The sequence below is a fragment of the Mesorhizobium sp. M1322 genome (assembly GCF_040318085.1).
In the GTDB taxonomy this organism is placed as follows: Bacteria; Pseudomonadota; Alphaproteobacteria; order Rhizobiales; family Rhizobiaceae; genus Mesorhizobium.
In genome coordinates this window covers 20,937-45,966 of record NZ_JAMYLP010000031.1, presented here as the reverse complement: position 1 = coordinate 45,966, position 25,030 = coordinate 20,937, and the positions used below count along the sequence as shown (strand labels likewise).

Genomic DNA, 25,030 nt, shown 5'->3' with positions numbered 1-25,030 from the left:
GTGCAGCCCGGCGATGGCGGCCACCTGGATCCGCGCACGGCGATCTTCCTGACATAGAGGGCGGCTTTACTTCAGCTCCAGCAGCCGCTCCAGATAGCTGCGCTCGATGTCGGGGCTGAGCGCGTTGCCGAGCCGCTTGCGGATCGCTTCGAGGATCTGGCGGGCGCGCTGCACGTCGATCTCGTCCGGCACCTTCACCGACTCGCCGAAATCGGGACCCTCGGTGGCGCGTGGCCGGCCGAGCGGATCGCGGTCGGCGTTCTGCTGGCGGCCGCCCCGCTCACCGTCGCCCTCGTCGCCCTGCATGGCCTGCAATTGCTTCATCATGTCCTTGGCGCCCTGGCGCAACGCTTCCAGCGCGCGGCCCTGGTGACCGACGGCCTGGTCGCCATCGCTGTCGCCAAGCGCCTGTTCGGCGTTGCCCATGGATTTGCCGGCCTCGCCAAACCCTTCATTGGGCTCGAGACCCATGCCTTCGAGACCTTTTCTCAGCTGGTCGAGGTCGCCTTGCAGCTTGCCCTGGCCTTCCTGCAACTGCTTCAGCGCGTCGGCGAATTCCTGCGGCGTCATCGGCTTCGGCCGGCCGAGCGGATCGCGGTCTTCACCTGGGCCGGGCTGTTCGCCCTGTTCGCCCATTTGGCCCTGCTCACCGTTCTCGCCGAGCTGCTCTTCACGATTCTGCCCGCGCTGGCGCTGGCCGCGCTGCATCTGGTCCAGGCGGAAGGTCTCGTTCATCATCTCCTGCTGGCGCCGCATGATCTCGCCGAGCTTGTCCATCTGCTGGCGCATTTCGCTGTTCTGCTGGCCACCCTGCTGCTGACGTCCGGCCTGCAGATTGTTCATCATGTCCTGCAGTTGCGAAAGCAATTGCTGCGCGCTGTCGCGGTCGCCGGACTTCGCCAGATTCTCGATCTGGTCCATCATCCGTTCGATGTCGCTCTGGCGCAGTTCCTGGCCGTTCTGCTGCATCTGCGGCGCGTTCGGATTCTGCTGTGCACGCTGGGCGAATTCCTGCAGGAACTGGTTCATCGCCTCGCGCAGTTCCTTCATCGCCTTGTCGATTTCCTCGTCGCTGGCGCCGTTCTTGATCGCGTCCTGCAGCGCCTGCTGCGCCTGGCGCAGCCGCCTCTCGGCTTCGGAAAGATTGCCTTGCTCGATGCCGAGCGCGATCTCCCAGAGGTAGGCGACCTCGTCGCGCAACTTGTCGTCGTTGTCGGCCATCTTCAACCGGGTGCGGGCGCTCATGATGGCAAGGTAGTGCGCCATGTTGTCGAACGTGTCTTCGGGCCTGAGCGTGATCGCGTCCATCAGGTCGAGCACGCGGCTCTTGGCGTTGGCGTCGAGCGCCAGCACGCAGCGCTGCTCGATCACGGCCCTCGCCAGGGGGTTGGAGAAAGGCCGCTCCGGCATCACCAGCGCCTTGGTTTCGCTGGTTGCCGTATGTCCGGCATCGTCGGTGGCGACAAGCCTGAGCTTGATATTGCCGCCGGCCCAGACATGCTCGGTCAGGTCCTTCGTGGTCTTGGCGGCATTACCCTTGGCGCCGCGGCGCGGCAACGTCAGCGGCATTTCGGGCGGGCCATAGAGCGGATGCGCATTCGGCGCCGGTGGGTCGGCCAATACGAAATCCGCCTTGGCGGAGGCCGCGCCATAGTCGTCGTCGATCTGGTAGTTGAGTTCGAAGGAGCCGTTGACGGCGCGTTTCGGCTCGCCGACGAAGCGGATCTGCGGCGGCTTGTCGGGGATCACCGCGAAGGCCCAGTTTCCGAGTTCGTCATTGCCCGATTGCAGCGTCAGCGTGCCGTTGGACGTCAGCTTTCCGCTGAACTGGCGCACCGTGGAAGGCGTTGCCGTGGTGGGCTTTGCCGACGCCGGCTTGGCTGCGTCGGCCTGCTGCCCGGCCGGCGCGATGGGGCGGGCGGTGGCGTCGGCGGCGGCGTAGCTCAGCGTTTCCTCGCCCGAACCGCCGGTGACGCGCAGCGAAACATCGCTGCCTTCCGGAACGGTGAAGGTGGGCGCAGCCTGATTGCCATTGTCGGCGAGGGCTGGGTTGGCGAGGGCTGGGGACGTGAGGAAGACCGGCGGCCTGCCGGTGTAGGCCGGCGGCGTCACCCAGGCGTCGATGCGCGGCGGCACCGCGTCGCGCGCCGCGTGGGCACTGAACCCGTCTGCGATGCGGCCGCCAGACGGCCCGAAGGAGAAGGCAAACGCGGTGACCAACAAAAGCGCCGCCACGGCCCGCAGCCCCCATGGGTCGCGCTCCGGCACCCGTGTGCGCGGCAGGTCGCCACCGAGGTTGCCGAGTTTTTCGGCCATGCGTTTCTGGTGCTCGCGCCACAGCGCTTGCGAAAAAATGCTCTCCCTGCCGCTCGGCCGGTCGGTCTGAACCAGCACCGGACTGTGCAGCAATTGGTTGGCCGCCTCGATGCGCCGGTCGATCTCGGCACTGGACGGCACCCGGAAGAAACGCAGGGGATAGAGCGCGGCAAGGGCTGCGATGCCGAACACTGCCATGAGGCCGATGCGCGCCGTGTCGGGCAGCAGAAGGAAGAGGCCGAGCCACGAGACGCTGAGGAACAGGCTGGCGACAATGACCAGCGGAAGCAGCAACGGCCAGCCACGCTCGACCGTCATCGAAACCCGCGTCGCCAGCCGGCTCAGGGCAAGGCGCCCGGCCAGGCTGTGATCGCTGGTGAAGGTGGGTCGTTGCGTCATCGGCCCTTCCTGATTCAGGCGGGATAACCCGAACCTCACAAATCTATCGCACCGGCCCGAAAATCGGATGCGAAGGACTCAAAGTCTTAGATGCACTTCACTCGAAGCATATCAACAAACACGGCGAAGGCGAGGCGGTTCCCGAAAACGTGAACAGGACTGCCCCGTTATCGTCAGAATTTAGCCGGATTGGCGTTTGCACCGCAGACCAGCACGGCGACACGCTCGCCCGCGGCCGGCGCGTAGCGGCCGGACAGGATCGCCGCGAAGGCCGCGGCGCCGCCCGGCTCGGAGATGATTCGCACCCGGTCCCAAAGCGCCGCCTGCGCGGCGATGATCTCGTTATCGCTGACCAGTATGGAACGCTCGACGAAGGCTTCGGCGATTGGAAACATCATTTCGCCGACGCGCTTCGGCGCCAGCGAATCGGCGGCGATGCCCTCAGTCGGCGCATCGACGGGCCGGCCGGCCTCGAAGGCGCGATGAAGCGTCGGCGCACCCTCGGGCTCGACGGCGATGATCCTGATGCGGCCGGCAAACCAGGCGGCGATGCCGCCAATCAGGCCGCCGCCGCCGACGGCGACCAGCAGCGTGTCGAGCTCAGGCAGGTCGGCCTCGATCTCGAGGCCAAGCGTGCCTTGCCCGACCAGCGTCTCCTCCTGGTTGAAGGCGTGGATCTGCAGGGCGCCGGACTTTTCGGCGAAGCTTTCGCTCGCGGCCAGCGCCTCGGCATAGCGCGCGCCGCCGACAACCAGTTCGGCGCCGTAGCCGCGGATGCGTTCCAGCTTGGCCGGCGGGCTCACTTCGGGAACGAAAATTGTTGCCTTATGGCCGAGCCGCATGGCGGCATAGGCGACCGCGGCACCATGATTGCCGCCCGATGCGGCGACGACGCCGGCCGCGGGAACCGGCCGTTCGAGAAGATTGGTGAATGCGCCGCGAGCCTTGAACGAGCCGGAATGCTGCAGACATTCGAGCTTCAGGTTGACGGCAAGAGGCGGACGGCCGAAATCGGCCATGTCGACGCGCAGCACCGGCGTGTGGCGCACGAATGGCCGGATGCGCGGCTCCATTGCGGCGATGCGTTCGCGTGTGATCCTATTGCCGTTCAGCATGGTCTGCTCCCAGGGTTGACATCTCTTAGTAACTTAGCAAAATGGCTAAATGCAAGAGGTTGATGTCTTCAAGGCGATCGCCAACGAGCGCAGGCTGCAAATCCTCGATTGGCTGAAGGACCCGCGCGCGCATTTTCCACGCCAAGCGGATGGCGATCTGGTCGAGGATGGCGTCTGCGCGCTGCTGATCGCGGAAAAGCTGGGGATCACCCAGGCGACGCTCAGCGAGCATATGCGGGTGCTGACCCAAGCCGGCCTTCTGCGCAGCAAGCGCATCAAGCAGTGGACATTCTATCGCCGCGACGAGGATAGGATCGCCGAGATGAGGGCGCTGATTCAGCACCGGCTGTAGCGCTGCAGGCGCTCTATTCTTGCTTGACCATGATCTTTTCCGAAAACCGGTTCCCACTTTTCGGGATCATGGTCTATTCCAGCCAGTCCGGCAGCGAATCCAGCCCGATCAGCTCGTCATACGTCTGGCGCCGGCGCACGATATGGAAACGGTCGCCGTCGACCAGCACTTCGGGCACCAGCGGCCTGGTGTTGTAGGTGCCGGCCTGCACCGCACCATAGGCGCCGGCGGTGGCGACAGCGATCAGATCGCCGGCCTTGAGCCGCGGCAGGTCGCGGTCGAGGCCGAGATAATCGCCGGTCTCGCAGACCGGGCCGACGACGTCGACCGTCATGCGCGGCGCCGCGGCCGGCTGCTGCACCACCGGTTTGATGTCATGGAAGGCGTCGTAGAGTGTCGGCCGGATCAGATCGTTCATCGCGGCGTCGACGACCAGGAAGTTCTTGGCGTCGCCCTCCTTCACGAAGATCACTTGCGAGACAAGGATGCCGGCATTGCCTGATATCAGCCGGCCCGGCTCGAACATAACCTTTAGCCCGAGCTTGGTGACGTGCTTCTTGACGATCTGGGCATAAGCGTCCGGCAACGGGGGCGGGCTGTTGTCGACCCGGTAGGGAATACCGAGGCCGCCGCCGAGATCGATATGCTCGATGGCGTGCCCGTCGGCGCGCAGCACGCCGACCAGTTCCACCAGCAGCGCGAAGGCATCATCGAACGGCTGCAATTCGGTGATCTGGCTGCCGATATGGGTGTCGATACCGGTGACCTTGATGGCAGGCAGTTCAGCTGCGCGAGCATAGACCTGGCGCGCCTTCTGCCAGGGAATGCCGAACTTGTTCTCGGCCTTGCCGGTGGAGATCTTCTTGTGGGTCTTGGCATCGACATCGGGATTGATGCGCAGCGAGACCGGCGCCACCTTGCCAAGCGCCGTGGCGCGGGCCGACAGCAATTCCAGTTCCGGTTCGGATTCGACGTTGAAACAGAGAATGCCGGCCGAGAGTGCAAAATCCATTTCGCGCGCGGTCTTGCCGACGCCGGAAAACAGGATCTTGTTGGCCGGAATGCCGGCGGCCAGCGCGCGGCGCAATTCGCCTTCCGAGACCACGTCGGCGCCGGCGCCGAGTTTTGCCAGGATCTTCAGCACCGCCTGGTTGGAATTCGCCTTCATGGCGTAGCAGACCAGCGCGTCGAGCCCGGCAAAGGCCTGTGCAAACACGCGGAAATGTCGGGTCAGCGTCGCCGTCGAATAGCAATAGAACGGCGTGCCGACGCTTGCGGCGATATCTGATAGCGCCACGTCCTCGGCATGCAGCACGCCGTCGCGGTAGTCGAAATGGTTCACAACAGAGATTCCGGAAGTTGGAGCACGATGAGATCGGCCGATCTCATCGGCTCTAGATCAACGGGTCGAGAATGAACTTCTTGTCCTTGACCGGTTTTTCCGGCTCGGGCGGCACGGGCTGCTCGGCCTTTTGTGCGTCCTTGCGCGCCTGCACAGCCGCCTCATAGGGCGTCTCGAGCCCGGCTTTCCTGCCGCAGGCCGTTACGGTTGCCAGCGCCGCCAGCAGCGTCAGCGTCACCAAAATCCTGCTTGCGGTCATCGATCCATCCGTCTGAAACTTTTGCCCGCCGCTTCTAGCCGAGTTTTTCTGGCATTGCACCTAATCACGCCTTGGCGATGTGCTTTTTCCAGTATCGGATCTGCTTTCTCACTTCCGACGGCGCGGTGCCGCCGAAGCTCGTGCGGCTCTTCACCGAATTCTGCACGGCAAGCACGGAAAACACGCCCGCCGTGATGCCGGGGTGAATGGACCGCAAGTCTTCCAGCGGCAGCCTGTCGAGCCCGATCTTCTTCTCTTCGGCCAGCGCCACCGCGCGGCCGGTGACATGATGCGCCTCGCGGAACGGCAGGCCGAGGGTGCGCACCAGCCAGTCGGCAAGATCGGTCGCGGTCGCATAGCCTGACCCGGCGGCCTTCTTCATGGCGGCGGCGTTCACCGTCATGTCGCGCACCATGCCGGTCATCGCCGCCAGCATCAGGTCGAGCGTCTCGGCGGCGTCGAACACCGATTCCTTGTCCTCCTGCATGTCCTTGCCGTAGGTCAGCGGCATGCCCTTCATGACAGTCAGCAGGCCGACGAGATGGCCGGTGACGCGGCCGGTCTTGCCGCGCACCAGTTCGGCGGCGTCGGGGTTCTTCTTCTGCGGCATGATCGAGGAGCCGGTGGAGAATGAGTCCGACAGCCTGACGAAGCCGAATTGCGGCGTCGACCAGATGATGATCTCTTCGGCCAGCCGCGACAGATGCGTCGCGCAGATCGCCGCCAGCCCCAAAAACTCCAGTGCGAAATCGCGGTCCGAAACGCTGTCCAGGGAATTGCGCATCGGCTCGCGGAAGCCGAGCGTCTTGGCCGTCTGGTGCCGGTCGATCGGAAAGCTGGTGCCGGCAAGGGCGGCCGCACCGAGCGGGCTTTCGTCCATCCGCTCGATGGCGTCGCGAACACGCGACAGGTCGCGCGAAAACATCTCGACATAGGCCATGCAGTGGTGGCCGAAGGTCACGGGCTGCGCCGCCTGCATATGGGTGAAGCCCGGCATCACCGTCGCCGCATGCTCCTCGGCCCGTTCCAGGAACGCCGTGATCAGGCCCTTCAGCGCCTCGGCGACGCGAAAGCATTCGTCCTTCACCCATAGCCTGAGATCGACCGCCACCTGGTCGTTGCGGGAACGGGCGGTGTGCAGGCGACCGGCGGCCGGCCCGATCAGCTCGGCAAGGCGGGCCTCGACATTCATGTGGATGTCTTCGAGCCTGGTCGAGAACACGAACGTGCCGGCTTCGATCTCTGCCAGGATCGTGTTCAGCCCGTGAGCGATTTGTCCTTGATCAGCCGCCGAAATAATGCCCGTTTGCGCCAGCATCTCGCTATGGGCGATCGAGCCTCTGATATCCTGCGCGTAGAGTTTGCGGTCGAACGAGATCGACGCGTTGATCGCTTCCATGATCGCGGCCGGACCCGAGGCAAAACGTCCGCCCCACATCTGGTTGCTGGCCTTCTTGTCGCTCATCGCTATAACCCGTGCTCCGGAGCAGTTTTTAGAAAAATGGCAGACGGCAATAAATTTTTTCCGGCCCCGCGCCTCATCCTCGCCGCTTTGGTGGCGGGCGTGCTGGCCGGCGCGGTCGCGGTATATGTCAGGGAGAGCGGTTCTGGCAACAACGCGCCCGCTCAAGTCGCCGTTGACGAAAGCAAGGACGATGTCGCCTGCGCCGCCAAGGCTGATCGCGCCAAGACGGTCGCGGCGGCTGCCACCGGCCAGGTCGCCGCGCTTTTGCCGGCCGATCCGCCGCAATCGCTGAAAAGCCTTGCCTTCAACGACCCTGGCGGCAAGCCGATGACGCTCGCCGACCATGCCGGCAAGACGGTGCTGCTCAATCTGTGGGCGACATGGTGCGCGCCCTGCCGTGCCGAAATGCCGGCGCTCGACGCGCTGCAGAAAGAAATGGGCAGCGACGCCTTCGAGGTCGTCGCGGTCAATGTCGATGTCGGCGACGACACCAAGCCGAAGAAGTTCCTCGAGGAAACCGGCGTCGAGGCGCTCGGCTATTACCGTGATTCGACGATGGCGCTGTTCAACGATCTCAAGACGCGCGGCCTGGCGCTCGGCCTGCCGGTCACCATGCTGATCGACGGTGAAGGCTGCCTGATCGCTCACATGAACGGCCCTGCCGAGTGGTCGAGCCAGGACGCCAAGCGGCTGCTAGAAACGGCGCTTGGCAAGTCGGACTAGGCGCCGGCGATTTTTGCCGGTCTCCGCCTTTGTTCGAGTGATAAGCCGGCTTGGCAAATTCCTTTCCATCGGCTCTCATGCGGAAGCGTGCACAACTTTGAGCCGAGATCAGTTCATCGATCCGCAACAAAACCGTTGTCCAATTGTCACGAGCGACACATATTGCCTTTGCGAGAGTGCCCTTTCGCCAATGACAAAACGGGAGATGAAACATGAATTTCTTCGGCTTCGCGGCCGGTGTCGCCGCCACCATGACCCTGCTTTCCACCACCTCCGCTTTCGCCGTCACGCAGATCAGCTGGTGGCACGCCATGACCGGCGCTAATGCGGAGGTTGTCGACAAGATTTCCAAGGATTTCAACGCCAGCCAGAGCGACTATGAGCTCGTTCCGGTGTTCAAGGGCACCTATCCGGAGACGCTGAATGCCGGCATCGCTGCCTTCCGCGCCGGACAGGCACCCGATATCCTCCAGGTGTTCGACGTCGGCACCGGTGTGATGATGGCGGCCGAGGGTGCGATCAAGCCGGTGGCCGAGGTGATGACCGGTGCCGGGATGACCTTCGACAAGAGCCAGTACCTGCCCGGCATCGTCGGCTATTATTCGAAGCCGGACGGCACCATGCTGTCCTTCCCCTACAACTCCTCCTCGCCGATCCTCTACTACAACAAGGACATCTTCCAGAAGGCGGGCCTCGACGTGAACAGCCCGCCCAAGACCTGGAACGAGGTGTGGGAAGCTGCCAAGAAGATCAAGGCAAGCGGCGCCTCATGCGGCTACACCTCGACCTGGCTGACCTGGATCCATCTGGAGAATTTTGCGGCGTGGAATGATGTGCCCTGGGCCACCCAGCAGAACGGCCTGGCCGGCGGTGATGTCGAACTCAAGATCAACGCGCCGATTTTCGTCAACCACTTCCAGGCGCTCGCGAATCTCGCCAAGGACGGCACCTTCAAATATGGCGGGCGCACCTCCGAAGCCAAGCAGATCTTCCTTGCCGGCGAATGCGGCATCTTCACCGAATCCTCGGGCGGCCTCGGCGACATCGTCAAGTCCGGCATGAATTATGGCATCGGCCAGCTTCCCTACGACAGCGATGCCAAGGGCGCGCCGCAGAACACCACGCCGGGCGGCGCCAGCCTGTGGGTGTTCGGCAACAAGTCGGACGAGCAATACAAGGGCGTCGCGGCCTTCTTCGCCTACCTGTCCAAGACCGATGTGCAGGAATATCTGCACCAGAAGTCGGGGTACCTGCCGGTGACCCTCGCCGCCTACGAGGCGACCAAGAAATCGGGGTTCTATGAAAAGAACCCCGGCCGCGAGACACCCATCCTGCAGATGACGGGCAAGGCGCCGACCGATAACTCGAAGGGCGTGCGCCTGCCGAATCTGCCGCAGGTGCGCGATATCCAGAACGAGGAGTTGGAGAAGATGCTGGCCGGCCAGCAGACCGCTCAGCAGGCGCTTGACAATGCGGTCACGCGCGGCAACGCCGCGATCGAGGAAGCTCTGGAGAACTGACGAGATTATCCCGGTTGGTATCGGTTTGAATATCGCCCACGCGAGCTCGCGTGGGCGTCTCCTGAGGTAGCGAGGGAAATCAGCCTGTCTCCACGCATCGTCTTTCCCCACAAGATCCTGCCCTACCTGCTGGTGGCGCCACAACTCGCGATAACACTGGTTTTCTTCTACTGGCCGGCCGGTCAGGCGCTTTACCAGTCGATGCTCAGGCAAGATCCGTTCGGGCTGAGGACCAAGTTCGTCTGGTTCGCCAATTTCCGGAAGGTGCTGGCTGATCCGGCCTACCTCAACTCGATCAAAGTCACGGTGGTGTTCTCGCTTGCGACTGCGATCGTTGCCATGGGTGTGGCCCTTTTGCTTGCGGTCATGGCCGAGAAGGCGGTGCGCGGCAAAGGCCTTTACCGCACACTGCTGATATGGCCTTATGCCGTGGCGCCGGCGATTGCCGGCATGCTGTGGCTTTTTCTGTTCAATCCTTCGATCGGCTCGTTGGCCTATTTGCTGAGAAGCCTCGGCATCGCCTGGGATCCGCTGCTCAACGGCACCCACGCCATGATCCTGCTGGTGTCGGCGGCTGCCTGGAAGCAGATCAGCTACAATTTCCTGTTCTTCGTCGCCGGGCTGCAGGCGGTGCCGAAAACGCTGATCGAGGCGGCGGCCATGGATGGCGCCGGCGAGACCAAACGCTTCTGGACCATCGTCTTCCCGCTTCTTGCGCCGACCACCTTTTTCCTGCTGGTCGTCAACACCGTCTATGCCCTGTTCGACACTTTCGGCATCGTTCATGCCGTCACCGGTGGCGGGCCGGGCAAGACCACCGAGACGCTGGTCTACAAGGTCTACAACGACGGCTTCGTCAATCTGATCCTGGGTGACTCGGCGGCGCAGTCGGTCATCCTGATGGTCATCGTTATTGCGCTTACCGCCATCCAGTTCCGCTACGTGGAACGCAAAGTCCACTACGGTTGAGGGCAGCGATGATCGGCCAATCCCCGCTCCGCACCTTCATCGCCCATGCCGTGCTCATCCTTGGCATATTGATCGTGGCTTTTCCGATCTACTACACTTTCGTTGCCTCGACACACACGTTGCAAACGATCCTTAGGCCGCCGCTGCCGCTGTTGCCCGGCGGCCAGCTCTGGAACAATTACAGCGAGGCGCTGTTCGGCGGTATTGGCCGCATCGGCGGTGTCAGCGTCGGCAGACTGCTCCTCAACACCACGGTCATGGCGCTCGGCGTTGCGGTGGGAAAGATCTTGATCTCGATCCTATCGGCCTACGCGATCGTGTTCTTCCGCTTTCCCCTGCGCATGACCTTCTTCTGGCTGATCTTCATCACCTTGATGCTTCCCGTGGAGGTGCGCATCCTGCCGACCTACAAGGTGATGGTTGATCTCGGCATGATCGACACCTATGCCGGCCTGATCATCCCGCTGATCGCCTCGGCCACCGCGACGCTGCTGTTCCGCCAGTTCTTCATGACCATACCGGGCGAATTGGTCGAGGCGGCGCGTGTCGACGGTGCCGGGCCATGGCGCTTTTTCTTCGATATCCTTTTGCCACTGTCGCGCACCAACATCGCGGCGCTGTTCGTGATCCTCTTCATCTATGGCTGGACGCAGTATCTCTGGCCGCTGCTCGTCACCAACAGCAATGATATGAACACCATCGTTATCGCGCTGAGGAAGATGGTTTCCTTCGCCGATGCCGATACCGAATGGCACCTGGTCATGGTCACGGCGATGCTGGCCATCGTGCCACCGATCCTGGTGGTCGTGCTGATGCAGCGCTGGTTCGTGCGCGGCCTGGTCGAATCCGAAAAGTGAGAAGCCGATGGCGACCGTCGATCTGAAGGACGTGAAGAAGGTCTATCCCAGCGGCGTCGAAGCGGTGAAGGGGGTCTCCATCGCCATTCCCGACAAGGAGCTTTGCGTTCTCGTCGGCCCCTCCGGCTGCGGCAAGTCCACGCTGCTGAGGATGATCGCCGGGTTGGAGACCATTTCTGCCGGTACGGTCGCCATCGACGGCAAGGTGGTCAATGCCATCGGCCCGACCGAGCGCGACATCGCCATGGTGTTCCAGAACTACGCGCTTTACCCGCATATGAAGGTCTACGACAACATGGCCTATGGCCTGCGCAATCGCGGCACGCCGAAGGACGAGATCGACAGCAGAGTGCGCTCGACCGCCAAGGTGCTGGAGCTTTCGGCGCTGCTCGACCGGCGCCCGCGCGAGCTTTCCGGCGGCCAGCGGCAGCGTGTCGCCATGGGCCGCGCCATCGTGCGCAATCCGAAAGTGTTCCTGTTCGACGAGCCGCTCAGCAATCTCGATGCCAAACTGCGCGGCCAGATGCGGGTCGAGATCAAGAATTTGCAGCGCACGCTCGGCGTCACCTCGGTCTATGTCACCCACGACCAGCTCGAGGCGATGACGCTGGCCGACATCCTTGTTGTCATGAACGCCGGACTGGTCGAGCAAACGGGCGCGCCGCTCGACATCTACGAAAAGCCGGCCTCGATCTTCGTCGCTTCCTTCATCGGCGCGCCGCCGATGAACCTTCTGGCGCTGACCGGAAGTTCCTCAGGCCCGATACTGGCCGACGGCACGGCGATCGGCTTCGCGGCCCCCGAAACACCAGCCGTGACGCTGGGGTTTCGCCCTGAAGATGCCGACGTCACCTTCAATGCGGAGGCGCTGCCCGGTGCGCTGGTCCTGCCGGCGTCAGTCGAAGCGGTCGAACCGGTCGGTGCTGAAAGCTTTCTCCACTGCGCCGCAGCCGGCAGCCGTATCATCGTGCGCGTCTCAGGGCGCGCCACCGCAAAGCCCGGTGACCAGTTGCGCGTCGTGGCCAAGGCCGAAAAGCTGCATTGGTTCGATCAGGCCGGAAAGCGGGTCGATTGAAGCCAGCCTGTCGTCCTGACCAGCGAACTGCGAGAGACCCGAGAGCGTTCAGGCGAACACATGCGCCTTGCCCGACACCGTCAGCCGGACGATCTCGCCAACCACCGGTGTATCCATGCCCGGCTTTCGCAGGACCAACGGCGTGTTGCCGATGGCTGCCGCGTCCGGCGGATCGGGACTGTTTAAGAGCCGCACTGCGATGGTGCACATCGAGCCGGCGAATTCGGACTCCGTGACCTCGCCGAACAGCATGTCCGGCGTGCCCGACATGCCTTCACGCGATGTCCGTTTCAGCAGCACCTGTTCCGGCCGCAGCATGATGCGGGCGATATCGCGCCGCTCGGTGCTGTCGACGGCGATGCGGCCGAGCGGCGAGCTGGCGAAACCGTCCGCGATCTTTGCCGGCAGGATGATGGCATCGCCGAGGAACTCGGCGACCATCCTGTCCTTCGGTTTGAGATAGAGCTCGTGTGGCGTGCCGACCTGCGAGAATTTGCCATCGCGCATCACCGCCACCTGACTGGCAAAGGACAGCGCCTCGGCCTGGTCGTGCGTGACAAGGATCGTGGTGATGCCGGCGGTCTCCAGAAGTTCGGCCACCGCCTTGCGCATCGAGGCGCGCAGCCCGGTGTCGAGCGCCGAGAACGGCTCGTCGAGCAGCATCAGCCGCGGCTTCATGGCCATGGCGCGGGCCAGCGCCACACGCTGCTGCTGGCCGCCGGAAAGCTCGTGCGGCCGCCGTTTCAGGATCGCCTTGTCGAGCCCGACGATATAGGCGAGCTCGACGATGCGCTCGGTGCGCTTGTCCTCGTGATGTCGCATGCCGAAACCGATATTGGCGGCGATGCTCAGATGCGGGAACAGGGCGCCGTCCTGCGCCACCACGCCGATGCCGCGCCGATATGCGGGCACCGCGGCGCCGCCATTGGCCAGCACCTCGCCGTCGAGCACGATACGGCCCTGGTCCGGCGCCTCGAAGCCGGCGATCAGCCGCAGCAAGGTCGTCTTGCCGCAGCCGGACGGCCCGACGATCGCGGTGCGGCTGCCGCTGGCGACGCTGAGATCGACGCCGGCCAGTGCGGCCACCGGGCCGTAGTGCTTGTGCACATCGGTGAGTTCGAGGAAGCTCATCGTCCGGCCATCCGCTTCGACTGGACATAGAGCAGCCAGGTCAACGGCAGCGACATCGTCACCATGATAAGGGCGTAAGGTGCCGCGGATGCATAATCGATCTCGCCGCTGTGCGCCCAGAACGCCATCGCCAGCGTGCGGGTGCCGTTGGGCGCCAGCATCTGCGTGGCGGTCAATTCGTTCATGATGCCGAGCGCCACCAGCGCCATGCCCGCCGCGGCACCCGGCGCCGACAGGCGGATCGTCGTCGACCACAGCGCCTTGAGCGGTGACCGGCCGAGACTGGCGGCAGCGCGTTCGAGTTCGACCGGCGCCTGCGCGATCGACGCCCGCAGGCTGATCAGGGCGCGCGGTAGGAACATCAGCGTATAGGCAACGAGGATTGTGAACAGGGTCTGGTAGAGCGGCAGAGCGATGCGCACGATGATGGTGACCAGCGCCAGCGCCACGACGACGCCGGGCAGCGAGCCGACGATGTAGTTGCAGCCCTCCAGAAGCCGCTGCAGCGGTCCCGGCGCGCGGATCGAGATCCAGGCCATCGGCATGGCGGCGACGGTGGCGAGCAGGGCACCGGCGAGCGCCAGGAACAAGGTCTGGCCGAGCGCCAGGCCGATCTCATCGAGGCGCCAGACATCGGCACCGCCGGCGGTAAGCCAGCGGCTGATGGTAACGAACGGCACGCCCAGCGCCAGCAGCGCCGTGACGACCGGCAGCAGCAGGCACGGGATCGTGGCGCGGCCAAGCCTTGTGCGTTGCTGCTGGCGCGCGGCGCCCGAGCCGACTCGGGCATAGCGCTCCTCGCCGCGCACCAGCACTTCGATCCCGAGCAGCACGAAACAGCATGTCACCAGCACCGCAGCCAGCATGTTGGCGGCGGGGCCGTTGAAGGTCGACTGGAACTGGTCGACGATCGCCGTGGTGAAGGTGTCGAAGCGGATGAACACGTAAAGGCCGTATTCCGCCAGGAGATGCAGGCCGACCAGCAGAGAGCCGCCGCAGATGGCGAGCCTGAGCTGCGGCAGCACGACACGCCGGAACACGCGCCACGGCCCGAGGCCGACGGCTGCCGCGGCATCTTCCAGAGCAGGATCGAGCCGGCGCAAAGCTGCCGCAACCGGCAGATAGAGGAACGGGAAATAGGCGAGGACGGAAACCAGCACGCCGGCCCACAGGCCATGCAGTCCCGGCACCAGGGTGATCCAGGCGTAGCTGTGGACGAAGGCGGGGATCGCGAGCGGCGCCACCGACAGCCAGGCCCACAAGCGGGCGCCGGGAAGACTGGTGCGTTCCGTCAGCCAGGCCAGCGCCACCGAGAGCACGATGCAGATCGGTAAGGCCAGCACCACCAGAAGCAAGGTGTTGACCAGCAGCTCGCCGACGCGCGGCCGGAAGACCAGTGCCGATACGGTTTCCCAGCCGGTTTGCACGGCAATCCAGATGATGAAGGCGAGCGGCAGCAGGGAGAAAAGTGAGATCAGGATGGCGGCGAGCGAAATCCAGGAGATGGCCCGCCGGCGCGCCCATTGCCCAGCCACCATGCCGGTCGGCAAGCCTGAACGTGCAAGGTCGGCCGCAGACTGCATCAGCTCAGGCGCCGCGCCGCTGCCGCCCGGTGGCGGAAACGGTCGAAGGGCCGTAAAAATGGCCAAAAACGCAGTCTGTCGTCATCGACGAATGCCATCTCGAAAAACAGAGCGCTCCTGCCGAAAGCGAAATCCCGCAGGAGCGCAGTCGGTTGCCCTTTTAGGACGAACGCCGACTAAAGCAAGCCGGCTGCCGTCATCAGATCGGTCACCTTCTTGGAGTTCAGCGTCGTGGCGTCGATCTTAGGCGCCTGCAGATCGGCCAACGGCACCAGCGCCGGATTGGATTCCGCGCCCTTGCCGACAGCGTATTCAAAGGAATTGCCGGTCTTCAGCACATCCTGGCCACCCTTGCCGGTCACCCATTTCAGGAAGGCCTGGGCCTCCTTCGGGTGCTTGCTGGAGGCCAGCACGCCACCGCCTGAAACCGAGACGAACGCGCCAGGATCCTGGTTCTTGAAATAGTGGAGCCCGATGTTCTTGCTGTTCTCGCCGGTCTTGGCCTGGTCGCCGTAGTAGTAGTAATGATAGATTACGCCACCTTCGACCTCGCCGGCATTGACCGCCTTCATCACCGTGCTGTTGCCCTTGTAGGCCGTGAAGTTCTCTTTCATCGCCTTCAGCCAGTCGGCCGTTGCGGCCTCACCCTTGAGCTGCAACAGGGCGCTGACGATCGCCTTGAAATCGGCGCCGGAGGGCGAAGCGGCCCAGCGTCCCTTCCAGCTCGGATCGGCGAGATCAAGCAGCGACTTGGGCAACTGCTCGGCGGTCAGCTTGGTCTTGTTGTACACAAAGACGGTGCTGCGCGCGGCGATTCCCACCCATTTGCCGCTGGATGGCTGGTACTCCTGCGGAACCTGGGCCAGCGTCTCGGCATCGACCGGGGCGAACAGGCTGGCGGATTCGACCAGCACCATGGCCGGGGAGTTTTCTGTCAGGAACACGTCGGCCGGCGAGGCGGCGCCTTCGGCGACGATCTGGTTGGAGAAATCGCTGTCGCCGCCGTGGCGAACCGTGACCTTGATGCCGGTTTCCTTGGTGAAACCTTCAACCCAGGCATCGGTCAGGCTTTCGTGCTGGGCATTGTAGACGACGATGCCGCCGTCCTGGGCCATTGCCGGGCCGGCGATCAGGCTGATTGCCAGTGCCGTGGCACCGGCAAGGGCGGAAAGAGCATATTTCATGGACGTTATCCCTCTCGGTCTCGATGGTCTTTGATTTAGCAAGGCTGCACCTATCAATTCCTGATCGGTCTAGTCAAGATTGATGAGCGGCGTAATCGGGCGCCGGAGGTGAAACCTTCGTGATATTCCCATATTCTGGCTTGGACATTATTCGCCGGCCACGTAACAAATCAGCGCCGAGGCGCGAATATCGGGGAGTGAACTCTTGTGACCGGCAACGACGAGGCCGAGCTTTCCCGGCTGATGCGGGCCGCGATCGCAGGAGATGAAAGGGCTTACGCCGACTTTCTGCGCCGGACGGCTGCTCTCGTTCGCGGCTTTATCAGGCGCAAGATCGTTCAGGGCGGGGTCGATCCCGAGGATGTCGTGCAGGAAACCTTGCTGGCCATTCATGTGAAACGGCATACCTGGCGCCAGGATTTACCTATGCTGCCCTGGGTCTACGCCATAGCGCGTTTCAAGCTGATCGACGCCTTCCGGCGGCGCGGGCGGCGCATCGAGATCGACGAGATCGCCGAGACCTTCGCCGAACCGGAGGCCGAGACGGTCAGCGAGCGCGATATCAATCGGGCCCTGGACGGCCTGCCGCCGGCGCAGCGTTCCGTGGTCTCGTCGGTGTCGGTCGAAGGCCGTTCCATCGGCGAGACGGCGGTGAAGTTCGGCATCAGCGAGACGGCGGTGCGCGTGTCGCTGCATCGTGGGCTCGCAGCCATTACCAAACGGTTCGGGGCCAAACAGTTCAAGCGGGAATGACATGAGGACCGACGATCTCATCAAGGCGCTCGACGCCGATGCCCGCAGCACGGCGATGCCGCTTGGCTCGGCCTGGTGGGCAGGCGCCGGTGCTGCTACGATTATCGCGGCTGTGGTTTTCTGGCTGGCGATCGGTCCACGCACCGACATCGCCACCGCCGTGCATACGATGCGCTTCCTTGCCAAGTTCGTCTTCACGATGGCTCTGGCCATCTGCGCCTTCGCCTTGATCCGCGCCCTGTCGACACCCGGTGCATCGACGAGCAGGGCAGCGGCCTGGATGATTGCCGCGCCGCTGCTGGTGCTCATTGCGGTGATGCTGGAACTCCTTTCCGTGCCTGCAGCCGACTGGGGCACGCGTCTGATCGGCAGCAATCTGGTTGTCTGCCTGACGTTCATTCCGCTGATCGGCATCGGTCCGCTTGCCGTCTTCCTGGCGGTGCTGCGCTATGGCGCGCCGACGCGGCCGGTGCTTGCCGGAACGGTGGCCGGGCTGCTCGCCGGTGGGCTGGCGGCAACTTTCTATGCCGCACACTGCTTCGACGACTCACCGCTTTTCGTCGCCACCTGGTACACGATCGCGATTGCCATCCTCGCCGCGCTCGGCGCGCTCGGCGCCCGGATTTTCGTGCGCTGGTAGCGACGGCCCGCGATCGGAGACCGTGATGCTCTAACGTCAAAACTCATTCATTTCTGAACGACCTGGTTCGACCCTTCTCGGCCTTTCGTTCGGAGAACTTCTACGGCAAGCCCTGACCCAATCGAGACTTTACCCGAGGGTAGACGATGGGCAAATCCTGACTCCAATCCGGACCTTGAAGCGGTCTTAAGCGACCTCGGAACCGGACCTTTGCCGCTGGTCGAGAACGGTCGCAGCCTGATAGCCGAGCCCAACAACGGACATGGCGGTGGCTAAGATCGTTCCGGTTCGATCCGCCTTTCCCCTTTATTTCTACGCGGCCAAGGGAGCGGCCGCGGGCGCGAATGCAATGCTAACTGGCCCCGCTGGCCGCCTCCGTCCCGGGGGCTGGTATGGCTGCGATGCGGGAAACCACATTAATAGTGTCGCCTAGAGATCGAACACGTGTTGCCGTGCCCGATGGTTCTCGCCACCACTGGCCCGAATTCGACGCCGATTCGAATCTTTGCGTTCTTCATCTACGACCGCTCACAAGATTGTCAACAATCTTTAAAAGTTTTGTTGACAGGTGATTGATTTGAGCCTTCACTCACAAAAGTCCGCGTATCGGTCGAGTTCTGTCGCAACAATGCGCGGCCTCTAAGGGGAAGAACAATGATCAACAGACGTACAATAATCACATTCGCCGCGCTCGGCGCCGTCTCCGCGCTGGCAATCATGGCCGGCGGCACAATCACGGTGCACGCCGCCAACAAGGAGCTCAAGATCGGCTTTGTCGGCGTGACGAGTGGCGCGGCCGCTGCGTGGGGCACATCCAACGTCCGCTCGATGCAGACACGCGCCGCCTGGATCAACGAAACCGGCGGTGTGAAGATTGGTGACGAGACCTATGACATCAAAATCGTCACCTTCGACGACCAGAAGGACCCGAAGCGGGCGATCGCCGGCATGGAGAAGATGGCCCAGGAGGGCATCCACTATGTCGTCGGTCCGAATGTCGACGACGGCGCGGCGGCGGTGCGTCCCGTGGCAGAATCCAAGGGCATCATCTATTTTCCCTACGCATTCCCGAAGGAACTCTACACCCCGCCGGCGTCCAACGCCGTGCTCGGCATGATCGCCAACTACCAGTCGGCTCCGGCGATCTACAAATATCTCATGGAAAACAGAGGCGTGAAAAAAGTTGCCTTTGTCGCCGCCAACGAATCCGATCCGCTGAGCCAGCGGGATGGCGGTGTTGCCGCGGCAAAGGCGCTCGGGCTCGAGATTGTGGCTGCCACGGATGTCTACCAAAACGATACCCGCGATTTCACGCCGGTACTGACGCCGATCGTTTTGCAAAAACCGGACCTGCTGGTGCTTTCGGGTGTCGCGCCCGGCAATGCGCCGTTGCTGATCCGCGCCGCGCGCGAGCTCGGCTACGAAGGTCTGATCTCCACCGAAACGGCGCAGGATGCCAAGGTGCTGGAAGAGGGCGCGGGCGAGTTGGCCAACGGCTTCATCTCGGTCGGCGGCGCATCGACGCCCGAAATCGCGTCCGACACGATGAAGGAGTTCGTCGACCGCTATACGAAAATGTTCGGCGAATACAATGACGAGTCCAACACCAAGGTCTACGCGCTCGAATACATCATCGAGACGTTGAAGGCGAACCCGGCCGCGATCGACAATGTCGAGGAGTTCAAGAAGACGATCGACACTTTCTCGGCGCCCAATCCCTATCTGAAGGGCGATGCCAAGCTGACCTATGTCGGAATGACGTCGTTTGGCCAGAAGCGCCAGCTTTCGGTCCCGATGGTGGTCACGGAATACCGCGACGGCAAGTTCGAGACGCTGTTCGTCGCTCAAGTCGATTGACGCAACTGCACTGAAGCGGATTGCCGCAGAGGCTCGTGCATTCGCCTTGAGCCTCTGAATGGCCGGGAACCATCCTGATGGAACAAGTCATCGCCAACGGGCTTTATCTTGGCGCGCAATACGCCTTGATCGCGCTCGGCCTGACCCTGATCTTCGCGCTGATGAATGTGCTTAACTTTGCCCATGGGCAGATGTACGTTCTCGGCGGCTTCGTCACCTACACCGTCTATGGCCAGCTCGGCATGCCTTTCGTCGTCGCGCTCGTCGCGTCCGGGATCACGCTGCTGGTCATTGGAGCGCTGGTCGAGAAATTCCTTTTCAGAACGGTGATTAGGCGAAGCGTGCGGGAGGAAAGTACGATGCTTCTCGCGGCGGCGGTCGCATTCTTCCTCGACGCGGTGATCCTCCTCCTGTTCGGTGAAAAGCAGCGCGGCGTGCCGAAGATCGTCAACGGCGTCTTCGTCTCCGACAGCCTCATAATGCCTTACGACCGGCTGCTGGTCGGCGCACTCGCCATACTGTTCATCGCCTCCTTCGTGCTTTTCATGCAGTACAGCAAGCCGGGACGCGCCATGCGGGCGCTGGCGCAGGACCGGGTCGCGGCGCAGCTGATGGGCGTCGAGGTCGACCGCTATTCGATGATCGGCTTTGCGCTCGGCGCCATGCTTGCCGGCATAGTCGGCGGGCTGCTGGTCGCCATCACCGGCGTCAATTCGGGCATCGGCGGGCCGATCTCGATCAAGGCGTTCTTGATGGTGATGATCGGCGGGGCCGGCGTGGTCAGCGGAGCGATCGCCGGCGGCTTCATCCTCGGCATGATGGAATCGGTCGGCCTGACGGTCCTACGCCAATATGGCGACGTCACTTATCTCGTCATCTTCGCCGCGCTGATGGTGTTCCTGAGCATCCGCCCGAACGGGCTCATGGGTAAGCCGTGGGGATGATGGACATGAAGCGTACACGCAACATCCTCGCCGTCGCTATCTTCCTGCTGGTCGTACTCGTCGGCGTGCCCTGGCTGATCGAGGCGACCGGTCGGCTCGACCTCTACTACACGCTGACCTCGGTCGCGCTGCTCAGCATCGCCAGCGCCGGGGTGTGGGTGACTTTCTACATCGGCCGCATCAATATCGGCCAGGGAGCCTTCGCGCTTATGGGCGGCTATGTTTCGGCCATTCTTGTCGTCCAGTACGGTGTGTCGTTCTGGCTGACACTGCCGCTGGCTGGGCTATTCTGCGCCGCTGCAAGCGTGCTGATCGGACTGCCCATCCTCAGGCTTCGCGGCGTCTATTTCGCCATGGTCACGCTGGTTTTGACCGAAGTGGCGCGGCTGCTCGCGCTGGCACTGCCGATCACCAACGGAGCCAAGGGTATGGTCAGCATTCCGCTCCCCGGCGGCATCTCGATCTTCGGGCTGACCATCCTTCCAGATTTCGCGACGCTCGCTAATCCGCGTCCCGCCTTCTATCTGGTGTCGGTTGTGCTGATGGTGCTGTGCTTTGCGGCGCTCTACCGCCTAGTCCATTCGCGCATCGGCAAACTCTGCCAGTCGTTGCAGCAGAACGAGGAACTGGCCTCCTCGATCGGCGTCAACATCGCCTATCTGCGCGTTATCGCCTACGCCATCTCCTCATTCCTCGGCGGTCTCGGCGGTGCGATGTTCGTCGCCATCTCGCAGTCGATCTATCCGTCGAGCTTCACCGTCACCGACTCGGTGAACTTCATGCTGAACTGCTTCCTCGGCGGGCTCGGCCACGTCTTCGGGCCGATGATCGGGACCTTTGTGCTCTATTTCGGCTGGGATTTCCTGTTCGAGACCGGCGAGTTCCAGTTGCTGATCTTCTCTTCGGTGCTGATCGCGCTGATGCTGTTCCTTCCCAACGGCCTACTCAGCCTCAGGCTGTTCGGCAAGAAGCAGGGCTAGGACCATGACCGAGCTTCTCCAGATCAAGGCCGTGACCAAACGCTTCGGCGGACTGGTCGCGGTCAACAATGTTTCCTTCGCGGTCCGCGAACGCGAAATCCTCTCCGTCATCGGCCCCAACGGCGCCGGCAAGTCGACGCTGTTCAAGCTGATTTCCTCTTTCCTCAATCCGACCTCGGGCGAAGTGCTGTTCCGAGGAGAGCGGATTTCAGGCCTGGCGCCGCATATCGTCGCCCGGAAGGGCGTGGTGCGCACGTTCCAGGAGACGACGATCTTCAAGGGCATGACGGTGCGCGACAATGTCATCATCGCGCATCACCTGCGTTCCAATGCCAGCCTTGCCGGCTTCTATCTCGGCACGAATACCGCACGGCGCGACGAGGATGAATTCGGCCGCTCGGCCGACGAGATCATCGACTTCCTCGATCTCGGCGCGCAACGGCATGGGATAGCCAGCACGCTGCCGCACGGCCATCTGCGCGCGCTCGGGATTGCCATCGGGCTCGCCACGAACCCGACCGTGCTTCTGCTCGACGAGCCCTTCGCCGGCATGAACCATGACGAAACCGTGCGCGCGGTGGAGATGGTGCGCGGCGTGCGGAAGCGCGGCGTGACTGTCCTGCTGGTCGAGCACGATATGCCCGCCGTCATGAACATTTCCGACCGCATCGTCGTCCTGAACTTCGGTGTGAAAATCGCCGAGGGAACGCCAAAGGAAATCCAGGAGAACGAAAAGGTCATCGAGGCCTATCTCGGCGCCGAAGATGAGACGATCGGATTTTAGCCATGGGCGAACTGCTGAAAATCTCCGACGTCGAACTCTACTACGATCATGTCTATGCACTGAAGGGCGTGTCGCTCAACGTCAACGAGGGCGAGACCGTCGCGCTGATCGGCGCGAACGGCGCGGGCAAATCCTCGATCCTGCGCGCCATCACCGGCCTGAAGAAGGTCCGCAGCGGCGAGATTCATTTCCAGGGCCACCGCATCGACGGAACGCGCCCGGACGAGCTGGTCAGGATGGGCATCGCCATGGTGCCTGAGGGTCGGCGCGTCTTTTCCTACATGACAGTGCGCGACAATCTGATGATGGGTGCCTTCACCCGCACCGACAAGGCCGAAATCGCGATGACGCTGGACATGGTGCTCGGGCGATTTCCGCGCCTGAAGGAACGCTATTCCCAGACGGCGGGCACGATGAGCGGCGGCGAACAGCAGATGCTGGTGATCGGGCGGGCGCTGATGGCCAAACCGAAGCTTCTGCTGCTCGATGAACCCTCGCTCGGCGTCGCGCCGAAGCTCGTCCAGGACATCGCCCGCTCCATCGTGGCGATCAATCGCGACGAAAAGGTCAGCGTTCTCTTGGTCGAGCAGAATTCGCGCATGGCGCTGCGCATCTCGCAGCGCGCCTACGCACTGACGACCGGAAAGATCGCGCTGGCCGGACATTCGGCTGAGCTGCTTGGCGACGACCGGGTCAAGAAACTCTATCTCGGCGGCGAAATATGAAAGCGCAAATGGACATACTCGTCGTCAATCCCAACACCACCGCGTCCATGACCGAGAAGATCGGCGAGGCGGCACGCGGCGCGGCTTCCGCCGGCACCAGGATCATCGCGATCAATCCGAAGGATGGGCCGCCGAGCGTCGAAGGCTATTTCGACGAGGTCTTCGCCATCCCGGGAATGATCGGCGAGATCCAGAGACACCCGGCGGCGAGCGCCTGCGTCATCGCCTGCTTCGACGACACCGGCCTAGACGCAGCGCGCTGCGTCGGGGAGATGCCGGTGGTCGGCATCGGCGAAGCGGCGTTTCACATGGCGAGCCTGATTGCCGGCAGGTTCAGCGTCGTGACGACGCTGTCGCGTTCGGTGCCGGCGATCGAGCACAACCTGGTGCGCTACGGCCTCGCCAGCCGTTGCGCCAGGGTGCGGGCAAGCGACGTTCCCGTTCTGGAGCTCGAAGTGCCCGGCTCCAACGCCCGCCATAGAATTTCTGAGGAGATCGAGTGCGCCATCCGCGACGACCGGGCCGAAGCGATTGTGCTGGGATGCGCCGGCATGGCCGATCTCGCCGCCGCGCTCAGCCGCGAACATGGCCTTCCCGTGCTCGACGGCGTCGCCTGCGCGGTTAAACTCTGCGAGAGCCTCGTCGGCCTTGGCCTGTCGACCTCGAAGCGCGGAGGTTACCAGGTTCCACTCGAAAAATCCTTCGCCGGAATCTTTGCGCCCTTCTCGCCCTCCGGCCGTGCATCCTGATGCGTGCAAATTGTTGACATTCCCGCACAGGATGTTCGATGTCCAGCCCGAAGCGCGGTGTTCGCGCCGCTATGCGATCCGGCCGCCGGGACAATGAGACGATGGACCTGCTTCGACCAAAGACACGGGACAGCAAGCCGGCGATGCGCTGGTTTCCGGTCTATGCCGGCCTGCGCGACGCCATCGTCAGCCACCGCCTCGCACCGGGCACAAAACTACCCGAGGACGAACTCGCCTCAATCTATTCGGTGAGCCGCGCGGTGATACGCGCGGCGCTGCAGGCGCTGTCGCATGACCGCTTGGCCCGGCTCGAGCCGAACCGCGGCGCGTTCGTCGCCCAGCCGACCAAGCAGGAAGCGCGCGAGGTGTTCGAAGCGCGGGCGCTGATCGAGCCCAAGGTCGCGGCGCTTGCCGCCGACGTGGCAAAGCCGGCCGAGATCGCGCAACTGCGGCTTCATCTCGAAAAAGAGCATGAGGCCCTGCATGCCGGCCGCGACAGCGACGCCATCATGCTGTCGGCAAAATTCCACGTCGGGATCGCCGAAATCGCCGGCCATTCGATCCTTACCGGCTTCGTCAAAGACCTGCTGTCGCGGTCGTCGCTGATCATCGCGCTTTACTGGCGCCGCCGCGACACCACCTGCGAAAGCCAGGCCCATCACGCCCTTGTCGATGCCATCGAAAAACACGACGCAAAAGACGCGTCCGACCTGATGCGAAGTCATCTCGTCGACCTGCTGTCGGGCCTTGATCTGTCGCTTGGTGAGAAGAAGCCCGAGAGCCTGTCGGACATCTTGCGCTGATCTCCGCTGGCAAACTCTTCGCCGGAGTTCGCCGATGTCCGCCATGCTGGGCGTGATTGAAGGCATAGATTCGGCCCATGCCTGCTGCTTCTTCGTTCCTGCCGTCATAACGGTAGCGCTCGTAGAGTTCGCGGCGCTGCCCTCCAGCCGCAACTGCTCCTGCTGGGCCATAGAGTCAATATCAGTCCCTCCCGCACAACGAGCCGGTCGGGCAACGCGCCCGGATCAGAGCTTGAAGCGGCAATCCTAAAGCGTGTGTATGCCAACCAACCCGCGAAAAACAAAGCAGATCGCTACGAAGATCCGCTCACCCACCCGTAACGAGACCTCCGCTGCTGTGTCGGCGAATGCCCGGAAATGGCGCTGCCTGCTCGTTCCGATTGGCGAGGCGGATAGTGTCCTGAAGGTTCTGCAAAAAGCTTTGGAGAGAGAACAGCCCTTGCTCTGAGACTAGGGGCGGCCATGGCACGCTGGTGAGGTTGCGATCACCGATTCCCGTGGAAAG

The 25,030-nt window shown here is 63.2% G+C and carries 23 protein-coding genes; 15 read left to right on the top strand and 8 right to left on the bottom strand.

The features are described from left to right. Positions 1-66: 66 nt before the first annotated feature. Both NKH12_RS14205 and NKH12_RS14200 read right to left on the bottom strand, forming a co-directional pair. Positions 67-2,715 (bottom strand): TIGR02302 family protein, encoded by a 2,649-nt coding sequence (locus tag NKH12_RS14205; protein WP_352953688.1) that lies wholly within the window; start codon positions 2,713-2,715, stop codon positions 67-69. A gap of 173 nt (positions 2,716-2,888) precedes the next feature. After that, positions 2,889-3,830 carry a threonine/serine dehydratase gene (locus NKH12_RS14200; protein WP_352953687.1) on the bottom strand — a complete coding sequence of 314 codons (942 nt, stop codon included), beginning with the start codon at positions 3,828-3,830 and terminating at the stop codon, positions 2,889-2,891. A 49-nt stretch (positions 3,831-3,879) separates the two neighbouring features. On the opposite strand from NKH12_RS14200, the gene NKH12_RS14195 reads away from it, so the two are divergent. Next, entirely contained in the window at positions 3,880-4,182 is a 303-nt protein-coding gene (locus tag NKH12_RS14195) for an ArsR/SmtB family transcription factor (RefSeq protein ID WP_352953686.1), read from the top strand. 73 nt (positions 4,183-4,255) lie between these two features. Here the strand turns inward: NKH12_RS14195 and lysA are convergent, their stop codons facing one another. The 3 genes from lysA to argH all read right to left on the bottom strand — a co-directional run bounded on the left by lysA (position 4,256) and on the right by argH (position 7,248). Beyond that, complete coding sequence (lysA, locus tag NKH12_RS14190; RefSeq protein ID WP_352953685.1) at positions 4,256-5,524, bottom strand: diaminopimelate decarboxylase; 1,269 nt, start codon at positions 5,522-5,524, stop codon at positions 4,256-4,258. A 52-nt stretch (positions 5,525-5,576) separates the two neighbouring features. Next, on the bottom strand, positions 5,577-5,783 hold the full coding sequence (locus NKH12_RS14185; RefSeq protein ID WP_127316026.1) for a hypothetical protein: 207 nt from the start codon (positions 5,781-5,783) through the stop codon (positions 5,577-5,579). Between the two features lie 64 nt (positions 5,784-5,847). Next, complete coding sequence (gene argH, locus NKH12_RS14180; RefSeq protein WP_352953684.1) at positions 5,848-7,248, bottom strand: argininosuccinate lyase; 1,401 nt, start codon at positions 7,246-7,248, stop codon at positions 5,848-5,850. 36 nt (positions 7,249-7,284) lie between these two features. On the opposite strand from argH, the gene tlpA reads away from it, so the two are divergent. The 5 genes from tlpA (at position 7,285) to NKH12_RS14155 (ending at position 12,392) form a co-directional block, all read left to right on the top strand. Further along, positions 7,285-7,971 carry a thiol:disulfide interchange protein TlpA gene (gene tlpA / locus NKH12_RS14175; RefSeq protein ID WP_352953683.1) on the top strand — a complete coding sequence of 229 codons (687 nt, stop codon included), beginning with the start codon at positions 7,285-7,287 and terminating at the stop codon, positions 7,969-7,971. A 212-nt stretch (positions 7,972-8,183) separates the two neighbouring features. Next, positions 8,184-9,491 (top strand): sn-glycerol-3-phosphate ABC transporter substrate-binding protein UgpB, encoded by a 1,308-nt coding sequence (ugpB, locus tag NKH12_RS14170; protein ID WP_352953682.1) that lies wholly within the window; start codon positions 8,184-8,186, stop codon positions 9,489-9,491. A gap of 84 nt (positions 9,492-9,575) precedes the next feature. Further along, on the top strand, positions 9,576-10,460 hold the full coding sequence (gene ugpA / locus NKH12_RS14165) for a sn-glycerol-3-phosphate ABC transporter permease UgpA (RefSeq protein WP_352953703.1): 885 nt from the start codon (positions 9,576-9,578) through the stop codon (positions 10,458-10,460). Positions 10,461-10,468: 8 nt separating this feature from the next. Beyond that, entirely contained in the window at positions 10,469-11,317 is an 849-nt protein-coding gene (ugpE, locus tag NKH12_RS14160) for a sn-glycerol-3-phosphate ABC transporter permease UgpE (RefSeq protein WP_352953681.1), read from the top strand. A gap of 7 nt (positions 11,318-11,324) precedes the next feature. Beyond that, positions 11,325-12,392, top strand: coding sequence for a sn-glycerol-3-phosphate import ATP-binding protein UgpC (locus NKH12_RS14155; RefSeq protein WP_352953680.1), 1,068 nt, complete (start codon positions 11,325-11,327; stop codon positions 12,390-12,392). Positions 12,393-12,440: 48 nt separating this feature from the next. Here NKH12_RS14155 and NKH12_RS14150 read toward each other — a convergent pair whose 3' ends face one another. From NKH12_RS14150 to NKH12_RS14140, 3 genes are all read right to left on the bottom strand, one after another. Next, complete coding sequence (locus NKH12_RS14150) at positions 12,441-13,523, bottom strand: ABC transporter ATP-binding protein (RefSeq protein WP_352953679.1); 1,083 nt, start codon at positions 13,521-13,523, stop codon at positions 12,441-12,443. Further along, positions 13,520-15,106, bottom strand: a complete 1,587-nt coding sequence (locus NKH12_RS14145; protein ID WP_352953678.1) for an ABC transporter permease — start codon at positions 15,104-15,106, stop codon at positions 13,520-13,522. Before NKH12_RS14145 ends, NKH12_RS14150 begins: the two co-directional genes overlap by 4 nt. A 176-nt stretch (positions 15,107-15,282) precedes the next feature. Continuing rightward, positions 15,283-16,290: an iron ABC transporter substrate-binding protein gene (locus NKH12_RS14140; RefSeq protein ID WP_352953677.1), complete on the bottom strand. Its 1,008-nt coding sequence runs from the start codon at positions 16,288-16,290 to the stop codon at positions 15,283-15,285. Positions 16,291-16,497: 207 nt separating this feature from the next. Between NKH12_RS14140 and NKH12_RS14135 the strand changes: the two genes are divergently transcribed. The 9 genes from NKH12_RS14135 (at position 16,498) to NKH12_RS14095 (ending at position 24,525) form a co-directional block, all read left to right on the top strand. Beyond that, positions 16,498-17,043, top strand: a complete 546-nt coding sequence (locus NKH12_RS14135) for a sigma-70 family RNA polymerase sigma factor (RefSeq protein ID WP_352953676.1) — start codon at positions 16,498-16,500, stop codon at positions 17,041-17,043. A gap of 1 nt (position 17,044) precedes the next feature. After that, the gene (locus tag NKH12_RS14130) at positions 17,045-17,683 is read left to right on the top strand and encodes an NrsF family protein (protein ID WP_352953675.1); all 639 of its coding nucleotides are present in this window, start codon (positions 17,045-17,047) and stop codon (positions 17,681-17,683) included. 654 nt (positions 17,684-18,337) lie between these two features. Beyond that, entirely contained in the window at positions 18,338-19,540 is a 1,203-nt protein-coding gene (locus NKH12_RS14125; protein ID WP_352953674.1) for an ABC transporter substrate-binding protein, read from the top strand. Positions 19,541-19,617: 77 nt separating this feature from the next. Further along, positions 19,618-20,484, top strand: a complete 867-nt coding sequence (locus NKH12_RS14120; RefSeq protein WP_091600116.1) for a branched-chain amino acid ABC transporter permease — start codon at positions 19,618-19,620, stop codon at positions 20,482-20,484. Between the two features lie 5 nt (positions 20,485-20,489). Continuing rightward, positions 20,490-21,464, top strand: coding sequence for a branched-chain amino acid ABC transporter permease (locus NKH12_RS14115; protein WP_352953673.1), 975 nt, complete (start codon positions 20,490-20,492; stop codon positions 21,462-21,464). 4 nt (positions 21,465-21,468) lie between these two features. Next, complete coding sequence (locus tag NKH12_RS14110) at positions 21,469-22,248, top strand: ABC transporter ATP-binding protein (RefSeq protein ID WP_352953672.1); 780 nt, start codon at positions 21,469-21,471, stop codon at positions 22,246-22,248. Positions 22,249-22,250: 2 nt separating this feature from the next. Then, positions 22,251-22,973 carry an ABC transporter ATP-binding protein gene (locus tag NKH12_RS14105; protein WP_352953671.1) on the top strand — a complete coding sequence of 241 codons (723 nt, stop codon included), beginning with the start codon at positions 22,251-22,253 and terminating at the stop codon, positions 22,971-22,973. A gap of 8 nt (positions 22,974-22,981) precedes the next feature. Continuing rightward, positions 22,982-23,722 carry an aspartate/glutamate racemase family protein gene (locus tag NKH12_RS14100; RefSeq protein ID WP_352953670.1) on the top strand — a complete coding sequence of 247 codons (741 nt, stop codon included), beginning with the start codon at positions 22,982-22,984 and terminating at the stop codon, positions 23,720-23,722. A 101-nt stretch (positions 23,723-23,823) separates the two neighbouring features. Further along, on the top strand, positions 23,824-24,525 hold the full coding sequence (locus tag NKH12_RS14095; protein WP_352953702.1) for a GntR family transcriptional regulator: 702 nt from the start codon (positions 23,824-23,826) through the stop codon (positions 24,523-24,525). The last annotated feature ends 505 nt before the right edge of the window (positions 24,526-25,030 follow it).

Excerpts from the sequence above, each read along its gene's own strand:
- NKH12_RS14205 (WP_352953688.1), bottom strand. The coding sequence starts at position 2,715 with ATGACGCAACGACCCACCTTCACCAGCGATCACAGCCTGGCCGGGCGC.
- NKH12_RS14200 (WP_352953687.1), bottom strand. The coding sequence starts at position 3,830 with ATGCTGAACGGCAATAGGATCACACGCGAACGCATCGCCGCAATGGAG.
- NKH12_RS14195 (WP_352953686.1), top strand. The coding sequence starts at position 3,880 with ATGCAAGAGGTTGATGTCTTCAAGGCGATCGCCAACGAGCGCAGGCTG.
- NKH12_RS14185 (WP_127316026.1), bottom strand. The coding sequence starts at position 5,783 with ATGACCGCAAGCAGGATTTTGGTGACGCTGACGCTGCTGGCGGCGCTG.
- argH (WP_352953684.1), bottom strand. The coding sequence starts at position 7,248 with ATGAGCGACAAGAAGGCCAGCAACCAGATGTGGGGCGGACGTTTTGCC.
- tlpA (WP_352953683.1), top strand. The coding sequence starts at position 7,285 with ATGGCAGACGGCAATAAATTTTTTCCGGCCCCGCGCCTCATCCTCGCC.
- ugpB (WP_352953682.1), top strand. The coding sequence starts at position 8,184 with ATGAATTTCTTCGGCTTCGCGGCCGGTGTCGCCGCCACCATGACCCTG.
- ugpE (WP_352953681.1), top strand. The coding sequence starts at position 10,469 with ATGATCGGCCAATCCCCGCTCCGCACCTTCATCGCCCATGCCGTGCTC.
- NKH12_RS14155 (WP_352953680.1), top strand. The coding sequence starts at position 11,325 with ATGGCGACCGTCGATCTGAAGGACGTGAAGAAGGTCTATCCCAGCGGC.
- NKH12_RS14150 (WP_352953679.1), bottom strand. The coding sequence starts at position 13,523 with ATGAGCTTCCTCGAACTCACCGATGTGCACAAGCACTACGGCCCGGTG.
- NKH12_RS14145 (WP_352953678.1), bottom strand. The coding sequence starts at position 15,106 with ATGCAGTCTGCGGCCGACCTTGCACGTTCAGGCTTGCCGACCGGCATG.
- NKH12_RS14140 (WP_352953677.1), bottom strand. The coding sequence starts at position 16,290 with ATGAAATATGCTCTTTCCGCCCTTGCCGGTGCCACGGCACTGGCAATC.
- NKH12_RS14130 (WP_352953675.1), top strand. The coding sequence starts at position 17,045 with ATGAGGACCGACGATCTCATCAAGGCGCTCGACGCCGATGCCCGCAGC.
- NKH12_RS14125 (WP_352953674.1), top strand. The coding sequence starts at position 18,338 with ATGATCAACAGACGTACAATAATCACATTCGCCGCGCTCGGCGCCGTC.
- NKH12_RS14120 (WP_091600116.1), top strand. The coding sequence starts at position 19,618 with ATGGAACAAGTCATCGCCAACGGGCTTTATCTTGGCGCGCAATACGCC.
- NKH12_RS14115 (WP_352953673.1), top strand. The coding sequence starts at position 20,490 with ATGAAGCGTACACGCAACATCCTCGCCGTCGCTATCTTCCTGCTGGTC.
- NKH12_RS14110 (WP_352953672.1), top strand. The coding sequence starts at position 21,469 with ATGACCGAGCTTCTCCAGATCAAGGCCGTGACCAAACGCTTCGGCGGA.
- NKH12_RS14105 (WP_352953671.1), top strand. The coding sequence starts at position 22,251 with ATGGGCGAACTGCTGAAAATCTCCGACGTCGAACTCTACTACGATCAT.
- NKH12_RS14100 (WP_352953670.1), top strand. The coding sequence starts at position 22,982 with ATGGACATACTCGTCGTCAATCCCAACACCACCGCGTCCATGACCGAG.
- NKH12_RS14095 (WP_352953702.1), top strand. The coding sequence starts at position 23,824 with ATGGACCTGCTTCGACCAAAGACACGGGACAGCAAGCCGGCGATGCGC.